This window comes from uncultured Amnibacterium sp. (genome assembly GCF_964245895.1).
GTDB lineage: Bacteria > Actinomycetota > Actinomycetes > Actinomycetales > Microbacteriaceae > Amnibacterium.
This window is the reverse complement of sequence record NZ_CAXTOQ010000068.1, coordinates 1-17,771: the sequence shown is the minus strand read 5'-3', so window position 1 is coordinate 17,771 and position 17,771 is coordinate 1. Positions and strand designations below refer to the sequence as shown.

Genomic DNA, 17,771 nt, shown 5'->3' with positions numbered 1-17,771 from the left:
GCTCTCGCGGATCCGCAGAAGCGGGGCGACACGCCGCTGATCGAGCCATCGCAGCGGCGCGTCGGCCGAGAACTGCGGATCCGCGAAGGAGATGCGGATCCGCGAGACCTGGCTGGAGGCGCGGTCAGACGCGCTCGAACACCGCCGCGAGGCCCTGGCCGCCGCCGATGCACATCGTCTCGAGGGCGTACCGGCCGCCGAGGTCCTGCAGCTCGTGGCAGAGCGTCGCGAGCATGCGGATGCCCGTCGCGCCCAGCGGGTGGCCGATGGAGATGCCGCTGCCGCGCGGGTTCAGCCGAGGGTCGTCGTCCTGCACGCCCCACTCGTCCAGGCAGGCCAGCACCTGGACCGCGAACGCCTCGTTCAGCTCGATCACGTCGAGGTCGTCGAACGTCAGCCCGGCGCGCTCGAGCGCGCGGTTCGAGGCCGGGACCGGGCCGATGCCGAACCGCTCCGGCTCGACGCCCGCCGCCGCCCAGGTCACCAGGCGGGCCATCGGCGTCAGCCCCAGCTGCGCGGCGCGCTCGGGCGTCGTGACGACGCAGGCGGCCGCGGCGTCGTTCTGCCCGCTCGCGTTGCCGGCCGTCACGGTCGCATCCGGATCGCGGCGGCCCAGCGCCGCCCGCAGCGAGCCGAGCGCCTCCAGGGAGGTGTCCGCGCGCGGGTGCTCGTCGCGGCTCACGGTGACCGCGCCCTTCCGCCCCGGCACCTCGACGGGCACCAGCTCGCGGTCGAACGCGCCGCTCTCCTGCGCCGCGACCGCCCTGCGGTGCGACTGCAGCGCGAAGCGGTCCTGCCGCTCGCGGGAGATGCCGAACTCGCGGCGGAGGGTCTCGGCGGTGCCGATGTTGCCGTCCGGCGTCGGGTGGAACCGGCCGCCGGCCCGCTCGCGGCCCCGGCTCAGCGCGTCGTGCAGCACGAGCGCGACCGGAGGCAGGCCGCGGCGGCCCTCCTCCGTGTAGTACGGGGCGTTGCTCATCGACTCGACGCCGAACGCGACGACGACGTCGGACACCCCGGTCTGCACCTGCATCGCCGCGTTCACCACGGCCTGCAGGCCGGAGCCGCAGCGGCGGTCCAGCTGGTAGCCCGTCGCGGTGACGGGGAAGCCGGCGTCGAGCGCCGCGACGCGGGCGATCGGTGCCGCCTCCATCGTCGGGTAGCACTGGGCGCCGATGACGTCGTCGATCGCGTCCGTGTCGAGGCCGGACCGCTCGGCCAGCGCGGTGAGCACGCGGGTCGCGAGGTCGAGCGCGGTCAGCGGCGCGAGCGCGCCGCCGAACCGGCCGACGGGGGTGCGGACGGGCGCGCAGACGACGGCCTCCCGCAGCGCGGTCACGCGGAGGCCCCGACCGCGTCCGCCACGGCGAATCCGGCTCCGGTCAGCTCCCGCACCGACTCGACGGTCTCGCCGGGGGCGAGCTCGATCAGCACGAGCCCGTCGGCGGTGACGTCGAAGACGGCCCGGTCGGTGATGATGCGGTCGACGCACGCGCGGCCGGTGAGCGGCAGCACGCACTCGCGCAGGACCTTGTGCTCGCCGGTCTTCGTGACGTGCTCCATCAGCACGATCACCCGCCGGGCACCCGCGACCAGGTCCATGGCGCCGCCCATGCCCTTGATCAGCCTGCCCGGCACGGCCCAGTTCGCGATGTCGCCGTGCTCGGACACCTGCATCGCGCCGAGCACCGCGTCGGCGATGCGGCCGCCGCGGATCATCCCGAAGCTCGCGGCGGAGTCGAAGAACGAGGCGCCCGGCAGGGTCGTCACGGTCTCCTTGCCGGCGTTGATCAGCTTCGGGTCCTCCTCCCCCGCCCACGGGTAGGGCCCGACACCCAATATGCCGTTCTCGGAATGCAGCACGATGGTGCGCTCGGCGGGCACGTGGTTCGGGATCAGGGTGGGCAGGCCGATGCCGAGGTTCACGTAGGAGCCGTCCTCCAGCTCCTGCGCGGCGCGGGCCGCCATCTGGTCGCGGGTGAGGGGCATGTCAGGCCTCCGGCCGTTCGCGCACGGTGCGCTTCTCGATGGGCAGGTCGGCCGCGTCCTCGGGCGACAGCTGCACGACGCGATCGATGTAGATGCCCGGCAGGTGCACCTGGTCGGGGTCGATCTCGCCGGGCGGCACGAGCTCGTCGACCTCGGCGATCGCGATCCGCCCGGCCATCGCGGCGAGCGGGTTGAAGTTCTGCGCGGACTTCTCGAACACGAGGTTGCCGTGGTGGTCGCCCCTCGCGGCCCGCACCAGCGCGTAGTCGGTGCGGATCGCCGTCTCCAGCACGTACGTGGTGCGGCGCCCGAGCACGTCGAACTCCGCGGTGGGCTTCGGCGGGCTGGCCACGGCGACCGAGCCGTCCGGCGCGTACCGCCAGGGCAGCCCGCCCTCGGAGACCATCGTGCCCACGCCGCTCGCGGTGTAGAAGGCGGGGATGCCGACGCCGCCCGCGCGGAGGCGCTCGGCGAGCGTGCCCTGCGGCGTCAGCTCGACCTCGATGCCGCCGCCGAGGTACTGGCGCGCGAACTCCTTGTTCTCGCCGACGTAGGAGCCGATCACGCGGCGGATGCGGCCGGCCGCGAGCAGCAGCCCGAGCCCCCAGCCGTCGACGCCGCAGTTGTTGGACACGACCTCCAGGTCGGTCGCCTCGCCGGCCAGCAGCGCGCGGATCAGGACGATCGGCACCCCGTTCAGGCCGAACCCGCCCACGGCGAGCGAGGCGCCGTCCGGGATGTCGGCGACCGCCTCGGCGGCCGATGCGACCCGTTTGTCCATCAGTGCTCCTTCGTGTCGTCCTCGGCGAGACCGTGCTCGGCCGAGTCGTGCTCGGCGAGATCGTGCTCGGCGAAGACCTGCTTGGCGACCGCGAAGGCGCTGTTCGCCGCGGGCACGCCCGCGTAGACCGCGGTCTGCAGCAGGATCTCGGTCAGCTCCGCGCGGGACAGCCCGTTGGTGAGCCCGGCGCGGAGGTGCATGGCCAGCTCGTCCCAGTGGTGGCCGGTCACCAGGGCGGCGATCGTGACCGCGCTGCGCATCCGGCGGTCGAGCCCCGGCCGGGTCCAGATGGTGCCCCACGCGGTCTCGGTGATGAACCGCTGGAACGCCGCCGTGTCCGGGGTGATGCCCGCCGTCGCCCGGTCGACGTGCGCGTCGCCGAGCACGGCCCGCCGCACCCGCATGCCGGCCTCGTAGCGGTCCGGGGGCAGCAGCGCGCCGGCGAGCGCGGCGGCCACCCGGTCGGGGCGCTCGAGGTGCGCCTGGTGCCCGGTGTCCTCGAGCACCACGGCCGGACCGGTCGACCCCGGCGCCGCGGCCGCGAGCGCGGCGGCGGCCGCGGGGGTCACGACCCGGTCGGCGCTGCCCGCGACGACCAGCGTCGGCACGGTGATGCGGCCCACGTCGGCGCGGCGGTCGAAGGCGCCCAGGGCCTCCGCGAGGCGCGCGTACGACTCGTCGTCGGTGTCCACCAGCTCGCCGAGCGTGCGGCCGGCGGCGTCCAGGTCCCGCTGCAGGAAGGAGGGGGCGAACCAGCGCTCGCTCGACGCGGCGACCAGGGCGGCCGTGCCCTGCCGGCGCGTCTGCTCGGCGCGCGCGCGCCACGTGTCGGGGTCGCCGATCCGCGCGTCGGAGCAGATCACGGCGAGGCCGGTCAGCCGGTCGGCGTGCGGACCGAGCGCGAGATCGATGCCGATCGCGCCGCCGATGGAGACGCCGGCGTAGGCGAAACGGCCCCCGCCGATCCCGTCGACGAGCGCGACGACCGCGGCCGCGAGGTCGACGACCGTGACCGCCTCCGTCACCGCGGGCGACAGCCCGTGGCCGGGCAGGTCGACGCGGACGATCCGGAACCGGTCGGCGAGCAGCCGGGCGGCGGCCCGCCAGCCGGCCGTGCCGGTGCCGAGCGCGGGTCCGAGCACGAGCAGCGGGGCGGCCGGGTCGGTGGAGGTGGTCGGGTCGACGACCCCGCGCAGCACGACGGTCATGCGTCCCCCTCCGCCGCGCGGATCGCGGCGTCGATCAGCCGGTCGGAGAGCCCGACCGGCCCGCCGGTCGCGGTGGCCTCGCGGAGGCGCGCCGCGGTGTCCGCGTCGGCGCCCGCCTCCGCCGAGGCCGCGAGGACCGCGGGCACGAAGTCGTCCGCCGCGAGCGCGGCGCGCACGATCTCGGCGGCCCGGGCGCGGCCGAGGGCGCGGGCGAGGACCTGCTGCGCGCGCTCGGCGTGCACCGCGCCGGCGGAGGCGCCGAGGTTCGCGCGCGTCCGGTCGCCGTGCACCTGCAGCGCGGCGACCGCCCGGTCGGCCAGCACGGCGGACTCGACGAGCAGCCGCAGCAGCTCGCGCAGCGGCTGCCACTCCGCGTGCCAGTCCCCAGCGGGGCGGTCGTCGAGCGCGAGCTGCGCGCCGAGCAGCGTGCCGGCGAGCCCGGGCGCGCGCCGCGCGTTGGCGACGAGCAGCACGGCGGGGACGGGGTTCTGCTTCTGCGGCATCGCGGAGGAGCCGCCCTCGCCGTCGCCGAGGGCCAGGTCCAGCTCCCCGATCTCGGTGCGGGCGCCCTGCGCGATCTCGAGCCCGATGCGGCCGAGCGCGCCGAGCACCGCGGCGAGGCCCGCGCCGAGCAGGGCGACCGGGGACCGCTCGACGTGCCAGACGCCGACGCGGGGCGCGAGCCCGAGGCGCTCGGCCACGTCGGCGCGCAGCGCGGCGGCGCCGTCCGGCCCCAGCCGGTCGGCGAGCACCGCGACGGTGCCGACCGATCCGCCCAGCTGCAGCGGCAGCTCGAGGCCGTCGAGGTGCCGCCAGGTGCGGGTCACGCCGTCGAGCAGCACCGCGAGCCGCAGCCCGACCGTCGTCGGCGCCGCCTGCTGGCCGAGCGTGCGGCCTGCGACCGGTGTCGTGCGGTTCGCGTCCGCCAGCCCGGCGAGCCCCTCCCGAACCCGTGCGATCGGCGCCTCCGCGGCCGTGAGCGCTCGCGCGGCGAGCAGCATCAGCGCGCTGTCGAGCACGTCCTGGCTGGTCAGCCCGAGGTGCACCGCGTCCGCCAGCGGCTGCGGCGTCGCCGCGCGCAGCGCCCCGACGAGCGGGATCACCGGGTTGCCGCCCGCGGCTCCCGCCGCCGCGATCGCCGGCAGGTCGAGCGCCTCCGCGTCCCAGTCGGCCGAGCCCTGCGCGACGCCCGCGGCGACGAGCGCGGCGAGGTGCGCGGCCTCCACGTCGACCATCGCGGCGAGCAGCGCCTGGTCGCCGACGACCGCCGCGGCGCCCGTGGAGGCCTCGAGCAGCCCCAGGTCGAAACCCGTCACACCGGCTCCGCGTAGTCCAGGAACACCGTCTCCCGGTCGCCCTGCAGCCGCAGGTCGAACCGGTAGGACGACGGGCCGTCGGCCCGCGCGAGCAGCGTCTCACGCCGCGCCGGGTCGATGCGGTCCAGCAGCGGGTCGGCCGGCACCGGGTCGTCGGCGCCGACCAGGTAGGCCCGGGTGAAGAGGTGGTGGAGGAGGCCGCGCGCGAACACGGTGACGAGGGCCCACGGCGCGGTCGACGGCGCGACCGCGCCGGGCAGCAGGGTGGTCAGCTCGTAGTGGCCGCCGAGGTCCACGGTGATGCGCCCGAAGCCGGTGAAGCGCCCGAGCTCGCGCGCGCGGCTGCCGTCCCGCTGCGAGATGCGACCTGCCGCGTCCGGCTGCCACCACTCGAGCAGGGCGTCCGGGATCGGCTCCCCCTCGCCGTCGGTGACGGTGCCGTGCACGGTGATCGCGCCGGCGGCGCCGGCCGGGACCAGCTGCGCGCCGCCCGGGAACGGCAGGGCGTACCCGAAGAAGGGGCCGACGGTCTGGGAGGGGGTCTGCCGGAGGCGTTCACTCGTCATCGTGCTCGTCCTCCATCCAGGTCGCCGTCGAGCCGGTGAGCACGATGTCCCAGCGGAAGCCGAGCGAGAACTCGGGGACGGTGAGGTCGTGGTCGTACGTCGCGACCAGGCTGTCCCGGGCCTGCTGGTCGGTGATGGCCTGGTAGATCGGGTCGAGCGCGAACAGCGGGTCGCCCGGGAAGTACATCTGGGTGACGAGCCGCTGGGTGAACGCGGTGCCGAACAGCGAGAAGTGGATGTGCGCGGGCCGCCAGGCGTTGCGGTGGTTCTTCCACGGGTACGGCCCCGGCTTGATCGTCGTGAACCGGTAGGAGCCGTCGTCGCCGGTCAGCGCGCGGCCGACGCCGGTGAAGTTCGGATCGAGCGGCGCCGGGTGCTGGTCCCGCTTGTGGATGTAGCGGCCGCCCGCGTTCGCCTGCCAGATCTCGATCAGCTGGTTCCGCACCGGGCGCCCGTCCCCGTCGAGCACGCGGCCCGTCACCGTGATCCGCTCCCCCTGCGGGTCGCCGGCGTGCTGGATGGTCAGGTCGTTCTCGTACGGGTCGACGTCGACGTGGCCGAAGGCGGGCGCGGTGCGCTCGATCTCCTCCGGGAACAGCGTCACCAGCTCGTGGGTGGGATGCCGCAGCACGGTGGAGCGGTAGGGAGCGAAGTCGCGAGGCGGGTGGTTCGCCCGGCGGCCCGCGAGGCGCTGGTGCGCCGCGGCGATCTCCGCGCTCACCGCCGCCTGCGAGTCCGCCTCCGCGTCGCCGACCGGGTCCTCCTCCGGCCCCGTGGGACCGGGGACCGTGCTGGCGGTCGTCGTGCTCATCGAATGGCCAATCCCGTGTACTGCTCGGCGATGGACTGCTGCGCGAAGCGCGAGCCGCTGATGTACCGCAGCTGGCCGACGCGGCTGCGGTACCGGAACTGCCGCTCGTCGGCGGGTGTCGTCGCGCCGGGGACGTGCAGCAGGTCGGTCATGGACTGCGAGAACTGCTGCACCTTCCACTGCCGTGCGAGCGCGCGGTCGCTGTAGCTCGCGAGGGCGGACTCGTCGCCCCCGGCCTGCTCGGCGAGCGCGGCGCCGAGCATCGCGACGTCGGCGACCGCGGAGTTCAGCCCCTTCGCGCCGGTCGGCGGCACGATGTGCCCGGCGTCGCCGACCAGCAGCACCCGCCCGTGCGCGAGCGTGGAGACGACGGAGGACCGCATCCTGGTGATCGCCTTCTCGGTGATGGGGCCGTGCTCGAGCCGCCAGCCGGGGACGGCGAGGCGGGTGTCGAGCGCGTCCCAGACGCGGTCGTCGCTCCACTCCTCCAGCCGCTCGTCGGGCTCGACCTGCACGTACAGCCGGGACACCTCCGGGCTCCGCATCGAGTGCATGGCGAAGCCGTCGGGGTGCAGGGCGTAGATCAGCTCGTCGGTGCTGGGCGGCACGTCGGCGAGCACGCCGAGCCAGGCGGCGTCGTACTCGCGCTCGACCGGAGCGAGCAGCGCGGGCGGGATCAGGGACTTCGTGACGCCGTGGAAGCCGTCGGCGCCGACGATGAAGTCGGCGTGCAGCTCGTGCGGCTCCCCGTCGATCGTGAATCGGACGACCGGGTCGCCGTCGTCCGCCGGGGTCACGTCCGCGGCGTCGTAGAGCACGGTGCTGCCGAGGGCGTCGTGCGCGGCCATCAGGTCCGCCTGCACCCGCTGCTGGCCGTAGACGGTGACGGTGCGACCGACGAGCGCCTCGAAGTCGATGTGGAACCGCTCCTGCTCGTGCTGCAGGTGGATGCCGCCGTGCACGAGGCCGTCCGCGTGCAGCCCGTCGGCGAGCCCGAGGGACTCGAGCACGTCGACGCTCGACTGCTCGAGGACGCCCGCGCGGACCCGGCTGAGCACGCGGTCCCGCGACCGGTGCTCGACGACCGCGAAGGGGATGCCGCGCGCCGCGAGCAGGTGCCCGAGGAGCAGTCCGGCGGGTCCCGCGCCGATGATGGCCACCCGGGTGCGCTGCTGGTGCACGGAGCCGTCCCCTTCGTCGACCTCTGGTGCGGGCAGCCTGCAGCCCGGGACCGTCGGGCGGTTCGCCTTTTCCGCGCAGCGGAAAAGGGCGCTCCAAACATCCCCGCCTCGCGCCCTGGTCACCGCGGACTTGCCACTTCTCGCCCCCGACACCCCGCTGGCAGGGCGAATAGTGGCAAGCGCGCGTCTCCCGCCTCCCGAACACCGCGGACTTGCCACTATCCGCACCCGACACCCCGCAGGCGGGGCGAAAAGTGGCAAGCGTGCGTTTCCCGAGCGCCGCGGACGTCGGTCTTCGCCGAACGGGAAGATCCGGTCATCTTCACGGGGTGCGGGAGGGCTCCGAGCGCTGGAGGCGACGAAGGATCGATGCGGGCGGCTCGCGTCGCCCCTCGGCGGGCTCCTCCGGCCCACGACACCGACCAGAGAACAAGGACGCACCATGGCTCCGACGACGACGACCCTCAGCACCTCCGCCTGCGACGAGTGCGGCACCGAGCTGCACCTGATCGGCACCGGGCAGCCCCGCTACTGGTCCTGCCGGTACTGCGGCACCGCCTCCCCCGCCGACCGCTGACCTGCGCGAGCGCGGCGGGACCGTGAGGTCTCCCCACGGCGTGCTGCACCACGGAACCCGTCGCGCGGTACTCCGCACCATCGCGCGGTACGTGTACCCACCGCGGAGGGGTCCAGGTACCGCGCGACGCGGTGCGGGTACCGCGCGAGCGCCCGAGCCCGGGGCTGCGCAGCCGCGCGCGCTCAGCGCCCGCCGGGCTCGGCGGGGCGGGCGTGCGCGTCGAGGAAGCGATAGACCTCCTCGTCGTCGACGCCGGGGAAGGTGCCCGTCGGCAGCGGCGCCAGGATGTGCGCGTGCAGCTTGGCGCTCGGCCAGGCCCTGCCCCGCCAGTGCTGCAGCAGCGCGGCGTCCTGCTCGTCCCGGGGCACGCCCGCGGTGCGGGCGTCCGCCCGAGCCGCGGTGTCGCGGCCGCGGAACCACTTCGAGTCCGCGAACCGCACGCCGACGGTGATCGAGAACTCCTCCGCGGCGGAGGTGCCGGTCTGCGTCGAGCACCAGTAGGTCCCGGCCGTCGTGTCGGTGAACTGGTAGAACTCCGTCGTCCGGTTCGTGCGCGCGAACGCCGCCCGCGACGCCCACGCCGGATGCACCGGCAGCCCCTCCACCGAGCCGGAGACGTCCTCCGGCAGCGGCAGCCCGTCGTTCTCGTACGCCTTCAGGATCGCGCCGTCGTCGCGCACGCGCAGGAAGTGCACCGGCAGCTCCAGGTGCACGGTCGCGAGGTTCATCAGCCGCAGCGCCGCGGCCTCGTGCGTGACGCCGAACGCGTCGCGGAAGTCCTCGACCGCGAGGTCCCGCCCCTGTTTCGCGGCCTGGAGGAAGGCGACGCTCGCCTCCTGTGGCATCAGGCAGGCGGCGGCGAAGTAGTTGATCTCGAGCCGCTGGCGCAGGAACTCCGCGTAGTCCTCCGGCTCCGTGTGCTGCAGCACGCGGTGGGCCATGGCCTGCAGCGCCAGCGACCGCAGGCCGTGACCTCCGGGGATCGACGCCGGCGGGAGGTAGATCCGCATGTTCTCGAGGTCGATCACCGACCGCGTCGAGTGCGGCAGGTCGTTCACGTGCACGATCGAGAAGCCGAGGTGCCGCGCCATCCGGCTCACGTCGTGGTGCGTGAGCGCGCCCGACCGGTGGTCGACGACGGCGAGCAGGTCCTCGGCCGCCCGCTCGAACTCGGGCAGATGGTGGTCGCGGCCGCGCAGCCACAGCCGCAGCTCGGTGTTCGCGCGGCGCGCCTCCTCGGGCGTCGCGATCGCCGCGTTCGCCCGGCGGCGCAGCTCGCGGTGCAGCCCGACCAGCGACTCGAGCGCCTCCTGCGGCAGCGCGCGGGTCGGCGGCACCGCCGGCAGCCCCAGGTCGGCGTACAGCGCCTGCCGCTGGTAGCGGTCCAGCTCGACCTCGAGCGCGGTGCGCGGGTCCGGCGCCTCCGCGACGAGCAGATCGGGCACGGTCACGCCGAGGGCGGTCGCCAGCGCGTCGAGCTGGGAGAGCCGCGGCTCGCGCCGGCCGTTCTCGAACAGCGACAGCCGACTGGGGGCGATGCCCACCCGCGCGGACAGGTCGTCGAGCGTGAGCCCGGAGGCGCGCCGCCGCGCCCGCAGGTGGCGGCCGACCAGCAGAGGGTCCATGTCTTCCTCCTCGGAGAAGTTCCGGCGATCTTTCCAGGCCGGGTCGCCCGATGGAAGGGCTGGGCCCGTCAGGCTGAGCAGAACAGCCCCGATCCCTCGAACCGGAGTCGACGATGACGATGCTCTCCACCGACCGCCCTCCCGCCGCCGCCCTCGGCCGGTTCGTCGGGCGGGCACGCCTCGACCGCTGGGTCGAGGAGGTCGCGGCGCTCGCCCGCCCGGACGAGATCGTGTGGTGCGACGGCGGCCTCGCCGAGCAGGACCGGCTGCTGAAGCAGATGGTCGCCGACGGGTCGCTCATCCGGCTGAACCCCGAGTGGCGGCCGAACAGCTACCTCGCGCGCAGCGACCCCGACGACGTGGCCCGGGTCGAGGACCGCACGTTCATCTGCTCGCCGACGGAGGCGGGCGCGGGCCCGACGAACCACTGGCGCGACCCGGTCGAGATGCGCGCCGAGCTGCAGGCGCGCTTCGCGGGCTCGATGCGCGGCCGCACGATGTACGTGCTGCCCTTCTCGATGGGCGCGGTCGGCGGCGCGCTGTCGCAGATCGGCGTGCAGGTCACCGACTCCCCGTACGTCGTCGTCTCGACGGCGATCATGACGCGGATGGGGGCGGAGGCGCTGGAGGAGATCGACGACGGCGCGCGCTGGGTGCCGGCGCTGCACACGGTCGGCATGCCCCTCGTCGGCGACGACGGCGTGCGGGTGCCCGACGTCGCATGGCCCTCGAACCCGGTGAAGATCATCGCCCACTTCCCCTCCACCCGGGAGATCTGGTCCTACGGCTCCGGCTACGGCGGCAACGCGCTGCTCGCCAAGAAGTGCTTCGCGCTGCGCATCGCCTCCGTGATGGCGCGGGAGGAGGGCTGGCTCGCCGAGCACATGCTGCTCATGCGGATCACCGCGCCGACCGGGCGCAGCTACCACGTCGCCGCCGCCTTCCCCTCCGCCTGCGGCAAGACGAACTTCGCGATGCTGCGGCCGACGCTGCCCGGCTGGACCGTGCAGACGCTCGGCGACGACATCGCCTGGCTGCGCCCAGGGCCCGACGGCCGGCTGCGGGCGATCAACCCGGAGGCGGGCTTCTTCGGCGTCGCGCCCGGCACCGGCGAGGCGACCAACCCGGCCGCGATGGCGACGATGTGGGGCAACACGATCTTCACGAACGTGGCGCTGCGCGAGGACGGCGACGTGTGGTGGGAGGGGATGAGCCCGACGCCGCCGCCGAACCTCACGGACTGGCGGGGCGAGCCGTGGAGCCCCGACTCGGGCCGCCCGGCCGCGCACCCGAACGCGCGCTTCACCGTGCCGGCCGACCAGTGCCCGGTGCTCGCCGACGACTGGGACTCGCCCGACGGGGTGCCGATCGACGCGATCGTCTTCGGCGGGCGGCGCGCCTCCAACGTGCCGCTCGTCTCCGAGGCCGCCGACTGGATCGACGGCGTCTTCACCGGCGCGACGATCGCGAGCGAGCAGACCGCCGCCGCGGAGGGGCCGGTCGGGCAGCTGCGCTTCGACCCCTTCGCGATGCTGCCGTTCTGCGGCTACGACATGGCGGACCACTGGCAGCACTGGCTCGACGTGGGCGAGCGGCTCGGCTCGAACGCGCCGCGGATCTTCCGGGTCAACTGGTTCAGGAAGGACGACGACGGCCGCTACCTGTGGCCCGGGTTCGGCGACAACGTGCGGGTGCTCGACTGGATCGTCGCCCGCCTCGAGCACGAGGTCGACGCGGTGCCGTCCCCCGTCGGCCTGCTGCCGTACCGCCACGACCTCGACCTGGACGGCCTCGGCCTCCACGCGGACGACGTGCGGACCCTGATCACCGTGGACGCCGCGGGCTGGCGCACCGAGTGCGACCAGATCCAGGGCCTCTTCGACCGCTTCCCCGCCGTTCCCGCGCCGCTTGTTCGGCGCCTGACCCGGCTGCGGTGGCGGCTGAACGACTACCGGTGATCGCGTCGGGGCCGATGTCGCAGGCGCCCGCGCCGCAGGTCGTGATGGCGACCGACGACGCCCGCATCGCCACCTACGACGTCGGGGATCCGGCGGCGCCCGCGATCCTCGCGGTGCACGGCTTCGCGTCATCGGCGCAGGTGAACTGGTTCGCGACCGGCTGGGTGCGGGAGCTGACGCGCGCGGGCTTCCGGGTGATCGCCATCGACCAGCGCGGGCACGGCCGCAGCGACAAGCCGCACGACCCCGCCGCGTACTCGATGCAGCAGCTGGTGGCGGACGTGGCCGCGGTGCTCGACGCCTACCTGCTGGACGAGGTGGGGCTGGTCGGCTACTCGCTCGGCGCGAGGGTCGGCTGGCACGCCGCGCTCGGCACCGAGCACCGCATCCTCAAGGCGGTGCTCGGCGGCATCCCCGACGGCCTGCCGCTCACCCGCTTCCGGGTGGACCAGGCGCTCGCCCACCTCGAGCGGGGCGCGGAGGTGGACGACCGGATCACGCGCGCCTACCTCGACATGGCCGCCAGGACCCCGGACAACGACCTCGCCGCGCTCGTCGCGCTGGTCGGCGGGCTGCAGGGCGGCCTGCAGCCGGACCCGAGCGCACCGCCGCGGCAGCCCGTGCTGTTCGCCACCGGCAGCGAGGACGGGATCATCGCCGCCTCCCGCCGGCTCGCGGCCGCGACCCCCTCCGGCGAGTTCTTCGAGATCCCCGGCAGGAACCACTTCAACGCGCCCACCGCCCGCCCGTTCCGGGACCGGGCGCTCGCGTTCCTGGGCCCCGCGCCGCAGCGCACCCCAGAGGTGGAGGCCGCGGCGCGGCGCTGAGGCGGCGCTCAGCGCGGCAGCTGCGCCGCCAGGCCGTCGAGCAGCAGCTCGACGCCCCACCGGTACTGCTCCTCGCCGTTGAAGCGCGCGGTCACGGCGGCCGTCGCGGCGGTCAGCGGGAACGCCGCCGCCGGGATCCGCTGCAGCGCCGCGAGGCGCTCGGCCGCGAGCGCGTCCTCCTCCGGCACGTCGTCGCCAGGAGGCACCTCCGCGGCGTAGGCGGCCAGGTTCCCGAGCACCGAGGTGATCAGCGCGTAGGAGGCGCGCGCTGCGACGCCGGGCGCGAAGCCGCCGTCGACGAGCACCCGCAGCGTGCGCTCCCCCAGGTCGAGCGAGGTCGGGCCGGTGAACGGCGACGCGAGCAGCAGCGGCACGGCGCCCCGGTGCCGCACCAGCGTCTCCCGCAGCGCGAGACCCACCCGCAGCAGCCGCTCGCGCCAGTCGAGTCCGGGTTCCTCGAGCGCGCCGAGGTCCGCCTCCGCCAGCACCGACTCGACGACCGCGGCCTCGAGCGCGGCCTTCGTCGGGAAGTAGGTGTAGACCGCGTTCGCGGTGACGCCGACCTCGGCGGCGACCGCGCGGATCGACAGCGCGGCCGGTCCGCTGCGCGCGACCAGGGTGCGGGCGGCGTCGACGAGCTCCGCCTCGGAGCGGGTGCGGCGGGGGCCGGGGCGCGCTGCGGCCGCTGTCTCGGACATGCGCTTGACTCTTCTCTGCACACCGTACAGAGTTACGTCGTGCGCCGACGACCATACCGAAGGGAGCCGCACATGACGACCTCCTCCCCCACCGCCGCGGCGCCCCCGCGTGCGGCGCTCGCCGCCGGCGCGTGGCTGCTCGGCGCCCTCGCCTTCCCCGTCGGCGGGCTGGCCGGCGGGGCGGTCGCGGGCCCCGTCACCTCCCTCGCCGCCGGGGTCGCCGGCGGGCTCGTCGCCGGCGCGGTGATCGGCGCGGGGCAGTCGTTGGCGGCGCTCGGCCGGCTGCCGCGGCTCGGCTGGACGGTCGCGACGGCCCTGGGCATGGCGGCCGGGCTCGGCGCCGGCGCGACGGCGGTCGGCTTCGCGACGACGCTGCCGGCGCTCGCGGCGCAGGGCGCGATCACCGGCGCGGCGGTCGGCCTCGCGCAGTCCCTGGTGCTGCCGCGCGGCAGCCGAGCGGCGTGGGCGGCCCTCAGCACCGCGCTCCTCAGCCTCGGCTGGACGGTGACGACGCTGATCGGCGTCGACGTGGAGCGGCACTACGCGGTGTTCGGCTCCTCCGGCGCCGTCGTGGTGACCACGCTCTCGGGCGCCGCGCTCGCGCTGCTCCTGCGGCCGCGCGCCGCCGGGGCGTCGCGATGAGCGCGGCGGAGCACGTCGTCTTCGGCGGCGGCGCGATCGGGCGGGCCGTCGTCTCGGCCCTGCTCGCGCGCGGCGAGACGAGCGTGCGGGTGGTGAACCGCAGCGGGCGCGCCGACGTGCCGGACGGCGTGGAGGTGGTCGGCGGCGACGCGATGGACGGCGCGTTCGCCGCGGGCGCCGCGCGCGGCGCCCGGGTCCTGTACCAGGTGCTGAACCCGCGGTACGACCGCTGGGCCGCGGAGTTCCCGCGGCTGCAGGCGGCCGTGCTGGACGCCGCGGAGGCGTCCGGCGCCCGGCTCGTGAGCATGGAGAACGTCTACCTGTACGGCCGACCGGGTCCGCAGCCGTTCACCGAGTCGAGCCCCGCCGCCGCGACCACGCGGAAGGGGCTGCTGCGGGGCCGGATGAGCGAGGAGCTGCTGCGCGCCCACGCCGCCGGGCGGGTGGAGGTCGCGATCGGCCGCGCGAGCGACTACTACGGCCCGGGCGGCGGCGGCCAGTCGAACCTCGGCGACCGCGTCTTCGGGCCGGCGCTGCGGGGCGGCACGGCGAGCGTGCTGGGCGACCCCGACCAGCCGCACACCTACACCTTCATCCCCGACATCGCCGAGGGGCTCGTCGTCCTCGGGGCCGAGCCCGCCGCGGCCGGCGGCGTGTGGCACCTGCCGAACGACCCGGAGCCCACCACCACCCGCGCCCTCGTCGAGCGCGCCTACCGCGCAGCCGGCACGGCCACGCCGAAGGTGCGGGCGATGCCGCCGCTGCTGCTGAAGGCGCTCGGCCTGGTGAACCCGGTGATCCGCGAGCTCGACGAGATGGCGTACGAGTTCGAGGCGCCCTTCCTCGTCGACAGCAGCCGCATCACGGCCGCCTTCGGCCTCCGCGCGACCCCCTACCAGGAGGGCATCGAGCGCACGATCGCGGCGCAGCGCGGGTAGCGGGACCTCGTGGTCGGATTCGGAAGCTCGTCGGGGGCGAGGCGCTGGCCGCGTCGGTGTGATGCCTGTCGCGCGATAGGTGCGGCGTCGCGCGGTACGCATGCGTATCGCGGAACGCCACGGCTACCGCGCGACGCCGGAGGCACCGCGCGACGAACCGACCGCGCCGCGAGCGGGCCTGACCCCTGACGAACTACCGGTTCTGACCCCTACCCCTCCGCGGCGAGGGGAGCCGCGAGCGGCTCGAGCGCCGCCAGCTCGGCCTCCGACAGCGGCGGGGCGTCGAGCGCGCGCAGGCTGTCCTCCAGCTGCTCGACGCGGGACGCCCCGATCAGCGCGCTCGTCACGGCGCCGTGCCGCAGCACCCAGGTCAGCGCCAGCTGCGCGATCGACTGGCCGCGCGCCTCCGCGATGCGCCCGATCGCGCGGATGCGGTCGAGGTAGGCCGGCGTGATGTCCGTGCCCGTCATCCAGCGCCCGGTCGCGGCGCGCGAGTCCCCCGGCACGCCGCCCAGGTACCGGTCGGTCAGCAGGCCGCCCCCGAGCGGCGAGAACACGACGGCGCCGACGCCCAGCTGCTCGAGCACCGGGATCAGCGTCTCGAACCCGCGGTCGAACATGTTGTACCGCGGCTGGTGCACGAGCAGCGGGACGCCCTCGGCATCGAGCGCGGCCGCCGCGGCGCGGGTCTGGTCCGGCGAGTAGTTGGAGATGCCCGCGTAGAGCGCCTTGCCCTGCCGCACGGCGGTCGCGAGCGCGCCCATCGTCTCCTCGATGGGGGTGCCGGGGTCCGGGCGGTGCGAGTAGAAGACGTCGACGTGCTCGAGGCCGAGTCGCCCCAGCGACCGCTCGAGGGAGGCCAGCAGGTGCTTGCGGCTGCCCCACTCCCCGTACGGGCCGGGCCCCATCAGGTAGCCGGCCTTCGTCGAGACGACTAGCTCGTCGCGGTACGGGTGCAGGTCGGAGGCGAGGACCCGGCCGAAGGCGCTCTCCGCGGCGCCGGGCGGCGGCCCGTAGTTGTTCGCGAGGTCGATGTGCGTGACTCCGAGGTCGAACGCGCGCAGGAGGATCGCCCGCTGGGTCTCGAGCGCCCGGTCGGTGCCGAAGCTGTTCCAGAGCCCGAGGGAGATCCGCGGCAGCAGCAGCCCGCTGCGGCCCGTGCGGCGGTAGGTCATGCGGTCGTAGCGGTCGTCGGCTGCCAGGTGCTCGCTCATCGAGCGTCCACCTTAGGTTCAGCGGGCGTGAAGCGGAGCAGCCGCGCCCCTCCCCCTCCCGCTGAGGAAGGGGGACCTCAGGCGCGGTCGCCCGGCCCGCCGGACCGCCGCACCCGGTCGGCAAACCGGTCCAGCAGCACGGAGAAGCGCTCGACGTCGCCCGTCGGCCAGTCGTCCAGCACGTCGGTCAGCCACGCGGTGCGGAGGGTCACCGCCCGCAGCCGGACCGTGCGCCCCTCCGCCGTCGCGGTGACCAGCCGCCGGCGGGCGTCGCCTTCCGCATCCACGCGCTCGAGCAGGCCGGCCGCGACGGCCCGGTCGACGAGGCGCGTCGCGGTCGACGGCCGCACCGCAGCGAACGCGGCGAGCGCGCCGACGCTCACCGCGCCGTCCGGCACCTCCACCAGGCGCGCCCAGGCCTCGAGCAGCAGCACGCCGGACAGGTCCACCTCCCGCTCGCCGCTGCCGAGCCGCTGCGGCGGCCCGCTCCACAGGCGCCGGAGATGCACGAGCGCGCTGTCCAGCCGTTCGATCGCGTCGTCCTGCATAGTTGTACGGTACAAGTGATCGGGAGGAGACCGGATGCGGATCGCGGTGCTGGGAGCGACCGGGCGCACGGGTCGGCTGCTCGCGGACGAGCTGCTGCGGCGCGACCACGAGGTCGTGGCGCTCGTGCGGGACGCCGCCTCGGCGGCCCTGCAGCCGCGGGTCGGCACGGTGGAGGGCGACGCCCGCGACGCCGCCGCGGTCGACCGCCTCCTCACGGGTACCGCGGCGGTCTGCTCCGCGCTGGGGCCGCGCCGCGGCGATCCCGCGATCGCGGCCGACGTCGCGGAGGTGCTGATCGCCGCGATGCGCACCCGGGGCGTCCGACGGTTCGTCGGCATCAGCGGCGCGGGCGTGACGATCCCGGGTGACCGGAAGAGCCCCCGCGACCGCGCCATCTCGGCCGCGATGCAGCGCCTCGGCGGCGCGATGGTGCGCGACAAGCGCGACGAGTACGAGCGCTGGGCGGCGAGCGGCCTCGACTGGACCCTCGTCCGGCCCCCGCGGCTGGTCGACACGGACGCCGCAGGCGCGGTCGAGCACGCGGCGTCCACCTCCCCGAGGCGGACGAGCATCGCGCGGGCCGACCTCGCGGCGTTCCTCGTCGACTGCGTCGAGCAGGGGCGCTACGTCGGCGCGGCGCCGCTCGTCGCGCGGGGCCGCTGATGCGCTCGGTCCGCATCGCGGGGACCGGCGGCCCGGAGGTGGTGCGCGTCGTCGAGGTGCCGAAGCCGCGGGCGCCCCGCCGCGACGAGCTGCTCGTGCGGGTGCACGCGTCGAGCATCAACGGCACCGACCTGGGCATCCGACGCGGCGCGCTGCCGCTCATCACCCGGCTGCGACCCGCGTTCCCGCTCGGCTTCGACCTCGCCGGGACCGTCGTGGCGTGCGGGC

The 17,771-nt window shown here is 75.3% G+C and carries 19 protein-coding genes; 7 read left to right on the top strand and 12 right to left on the bottom strand.

Translation table 11 applies throughout. The features are described 5' to 3' along the window. Positions 1–124: 124 nt before the first annotated feature. From ACFE60_RS10785 to ACFE60_RS10750, 8 genes are read right to left on the bottom strand one after another with little or no spacing between them, the layout of a single operon-like run. Positions 125–1,339, bottom strand: coding sequence for an acetyl-CoA C-acetyltransferase (locus ACFE60_RS10785; RefSeq protein ID WP_375388861.1), 1,215 nt, complete (start codon positions 1,337–1,339; stop codon positions 125–127). Continuing rightward, positions 1,336–1,989, bottom strand: coding sequence for a CoA transferase subunit B (locus tag ACFE60_RS10780; protein WP_375388860.1), 654 nt, complete (start codon positions 1,987–1,989; stop codon positions 1,336–1,338). Before ACFE60_RS10780 ends, ACFE60_RS10785 begins: the two co-directional genes overlap by 4 nt. A gap of 1 nt (position 1,990) precedes the next feature. Next, entirely contained in the window at positions 1,991–2,770 is a 780-nt protein-coding gene (locus ACFE60_RS10775) for a CoA transferase subunit A (protein ID WP_375388859.1), read from the bottom strand. Next, complete coding sequence (pcaC, locus tag ACFE60_RS10770; protein ID WP_375388858.1) at positions 2,770–3,978, bottom strand: 4-carboxymuconolactone decarboxylase; 1,209 nt, start codon at positions 3,976–3,978, stop codon at positions 2,770–2,772. Before pcaC ends, ACFE60_RS10775 begins: the two co-directional genes overlap by 1 nt. Further along, complete coding sequence (locus ACFE60_RS10765; protein WP_375388857.1) at positions 3,975–5,294, bottom strand: lyase family protein; 1,320 nt, start codon at positions 5,292–5,294, stop codon at positions 3,975–3,977. Before ACFE60_RS10765 ends, pcaC begins: the two co-directional genes overlap by 4 nt. Beyond that, entirely contained in the window at positions 5,291–5,860 is a 570-nt protein-coding gene (gene pcaG, locus ACFE60_RS10760; protein ID WP_375388856.1) for a protocatechuate 3,4-dioxygenase subunit alpha, read from the bottom strand. Before pcaG ends, ACFE60_RS10765 begins: the two co-directional genes overlap by 4 nt. Then, complete coding sequence (gene pcaH, locus ACFE60_RS10755) at positions 5,850–6,671, bottom strand: protocatechuate 3,4-dioxygenase subunit beta (protein WP_375388855.1); 822 nt, start codon at positions 6,669–6,671, stop codon at positions 5,850–5,852. Before pcaH ends, pcaG begins: the two co-directional genes overlap by 11 nt. Beyond that, a complete protein-coding gene (locus tag ACFE60_RS10750) occupies positions 6,668–7,852 on the bottom strand; it encodes a 4-hydroxybenzoate 3-monooxygenase (RefSeq protein ID WP_375388854.1) in 1,185 nt (394 codons plus the stop codon). The genes pcaH and ACFE60_RS10750 overlap by 4 nt, the downstream gene beginning before the upstream one ends. 442 nt (positions 7,853–8,294) lie before the next feature. On the opposite strand from ACFE60_RS10750, the gene ACFE60_RS10745 reads away from it, so the two are divergent. Then, complete coding sequence (locus tag ACFE60_RS10745; protein WP_375388853.1) at positions 8,295–8,429, top strand: hypothetical protein; 135 nt, start codon at positions 8,295–8,297, stop codon at positions 8,427–8,429. 182 nt (positions 8,430–8,611) lie between these two features. Here the strand turns inward: ACFE60_RS10745 and ACFE60_RS10740 are convergent, their stop codons facing one another. Further along, positions 8,612–10,054: a helix-turn-helix domain-containing protein gene (locus tag ACFE60_RS10740; RefSeq protein WP_375388852.1), complete on the bottom strand. Its 1,443-nt coding sequence runs from the start codon at positions 10,052–10,054 to the stop codon at positions 8,612–8,614. 113 nt (positions 10,055–10,167) lie between these two features. Between ACFE60_RS10740 and ACFE60_RS10735 the strand changes: the two genes are divergently transcribed. Then, positions 10,168–12,012, top strand: coding sequence for a phosphoenolpyruvate carboxykinase (GTP) (locus tag ACFE60_RS10735; RefSeq protein ID WP_375388851.1), 1,845 nt, complete (start codon positions 10,168–10,170; stop codon positions 12,010–12,012). Between the two features lie 14 nt (positions 12,013–12,026). Continuing rightward, positions 12,027–12,839 carry an alpha/beta fold hydrolase gene (locus tag ACFE60_RS10730; RefSeq protein ID WP_375388850.1) on the top strand — a complete coding sequence of 271 codons (813 nt, stop codon included), beginning with the start codon at positions 12,027–12,029 and terminating at the stop codon, positions 12,837–12,839. An 8-nt stretch (positions 12,840–12,847) separates the two neighbouring features. Here ACFE60_RS10730 and ACFE60_RS10725 read toward each other — a convergent pair whose 3' ends face one another. Beyond that, the gene (locus ACFE60_RS10725) at positions 12,848–13,537 is read right to left on the bottom strand and encodes a TetR/AcrR family transcriptional regulator C-terminal domain-containing protein (protein ID WP_375388849.1); all 690 of its coding nucleotides are present in this window, start codon (positions 13,535–13,537) and stop codon (positions 12,848–12,850) included. Positions 13,538–13,609: 72 nt separating this feature from the next. On the opposite strand from ACFE60_RS10725, the gene ACFE60_RS10720 reads away from it, so the two are divergent. Both ACFE60_RS10720 and ACFE60_RS10715 read left to right on the top strand, forming a co-directional pair. Further along, positions 13,610–14,179, top strand: coding sequence for a hypothetical protein (locus ACFE60_RS10720; protein WP_375388848.1), 570 nt, complete (start codon positions 13,610–13,612; stop codon positions 14,177–14,179). Next, positions 14,176–15,117: an NAD-dependent epimerase/dehydratase family protein gene (locus ACFE60_RS10715; RefSeq protein ID WP_375388847.1), complete on the top strand. Its 942-nt coding sequence runs from the start codon at positions 14,176–14,178 to the stop codon at positions 15,115–15,117. Before ACFE60_RS10720 ends, ACFE60_RS10715 begins: the two co-directional genes overlap by 4 nt. A 209-nt stretch (positions 15,118–15,326) precedes the next feature. On the opposite strand, the gene ACFE60_RS10710 is transcribed toward ACFE60_RS10715, so the two are convergent. Further along, the gene (locus ACFE60_RS10710) at positions 15,327–16,331 is read right to left on the bottom strand and encodes an aldo/keto reductase (protein WP_375388846.1); all 1,005 of its coding nucleotides are present in this window, start codon (positions 16,329–16,331) and stop codon (positions 15,327–15,329) included. Between the two features lie 77 nt (positions 16,332–16,408). Continuing rightward, positions 16,409–16,879, bottom strand: coding sequence for a MarR family winged helix-turn-helix transcriptional regulator (locus tag ACFE60_RS10705; protein WP_375388845.1), 471 nt, complete (start codon positions 16,877–16,879; stop codon positions 16,409–16,411). A gap of 34 nt (positions 16,880–16,913) precedes the next feature. Between ACFE60_RS10705 and ACFE60_RS10700 the strand changes: the two genes are divergently transcribed. Together ACFE60_RS10700 and ACFE60_RS10695 are read left to right on the top strand one after the other, a co-directional pair. Then, positions 16,914–17,543 carry an NAD(P)-dependent oxidoreductase gene (locus ACFE60_RS10700; RefSeq protein WP_375388844.1) on the top strand — a complete coding sequence of 210 codons (630 nt, stop codon included), beginning with the start codon at positions 16,914–16,916 and terminating at the stop codon, positions 17,541–17,543. Beyond that, positions 17,543–17,771 (top strand): alcohol dehydrogenase catalytic domain-containing protein (locus ACFE60_RS10695; RefSeq protein WP_375388843.1); only part of this gene is annotated, 229 nt, incomplete at its 3' end. The genes ACFE60_RS10700 and ACFE60_RS10695, both read left to right, overlap by 1 nt.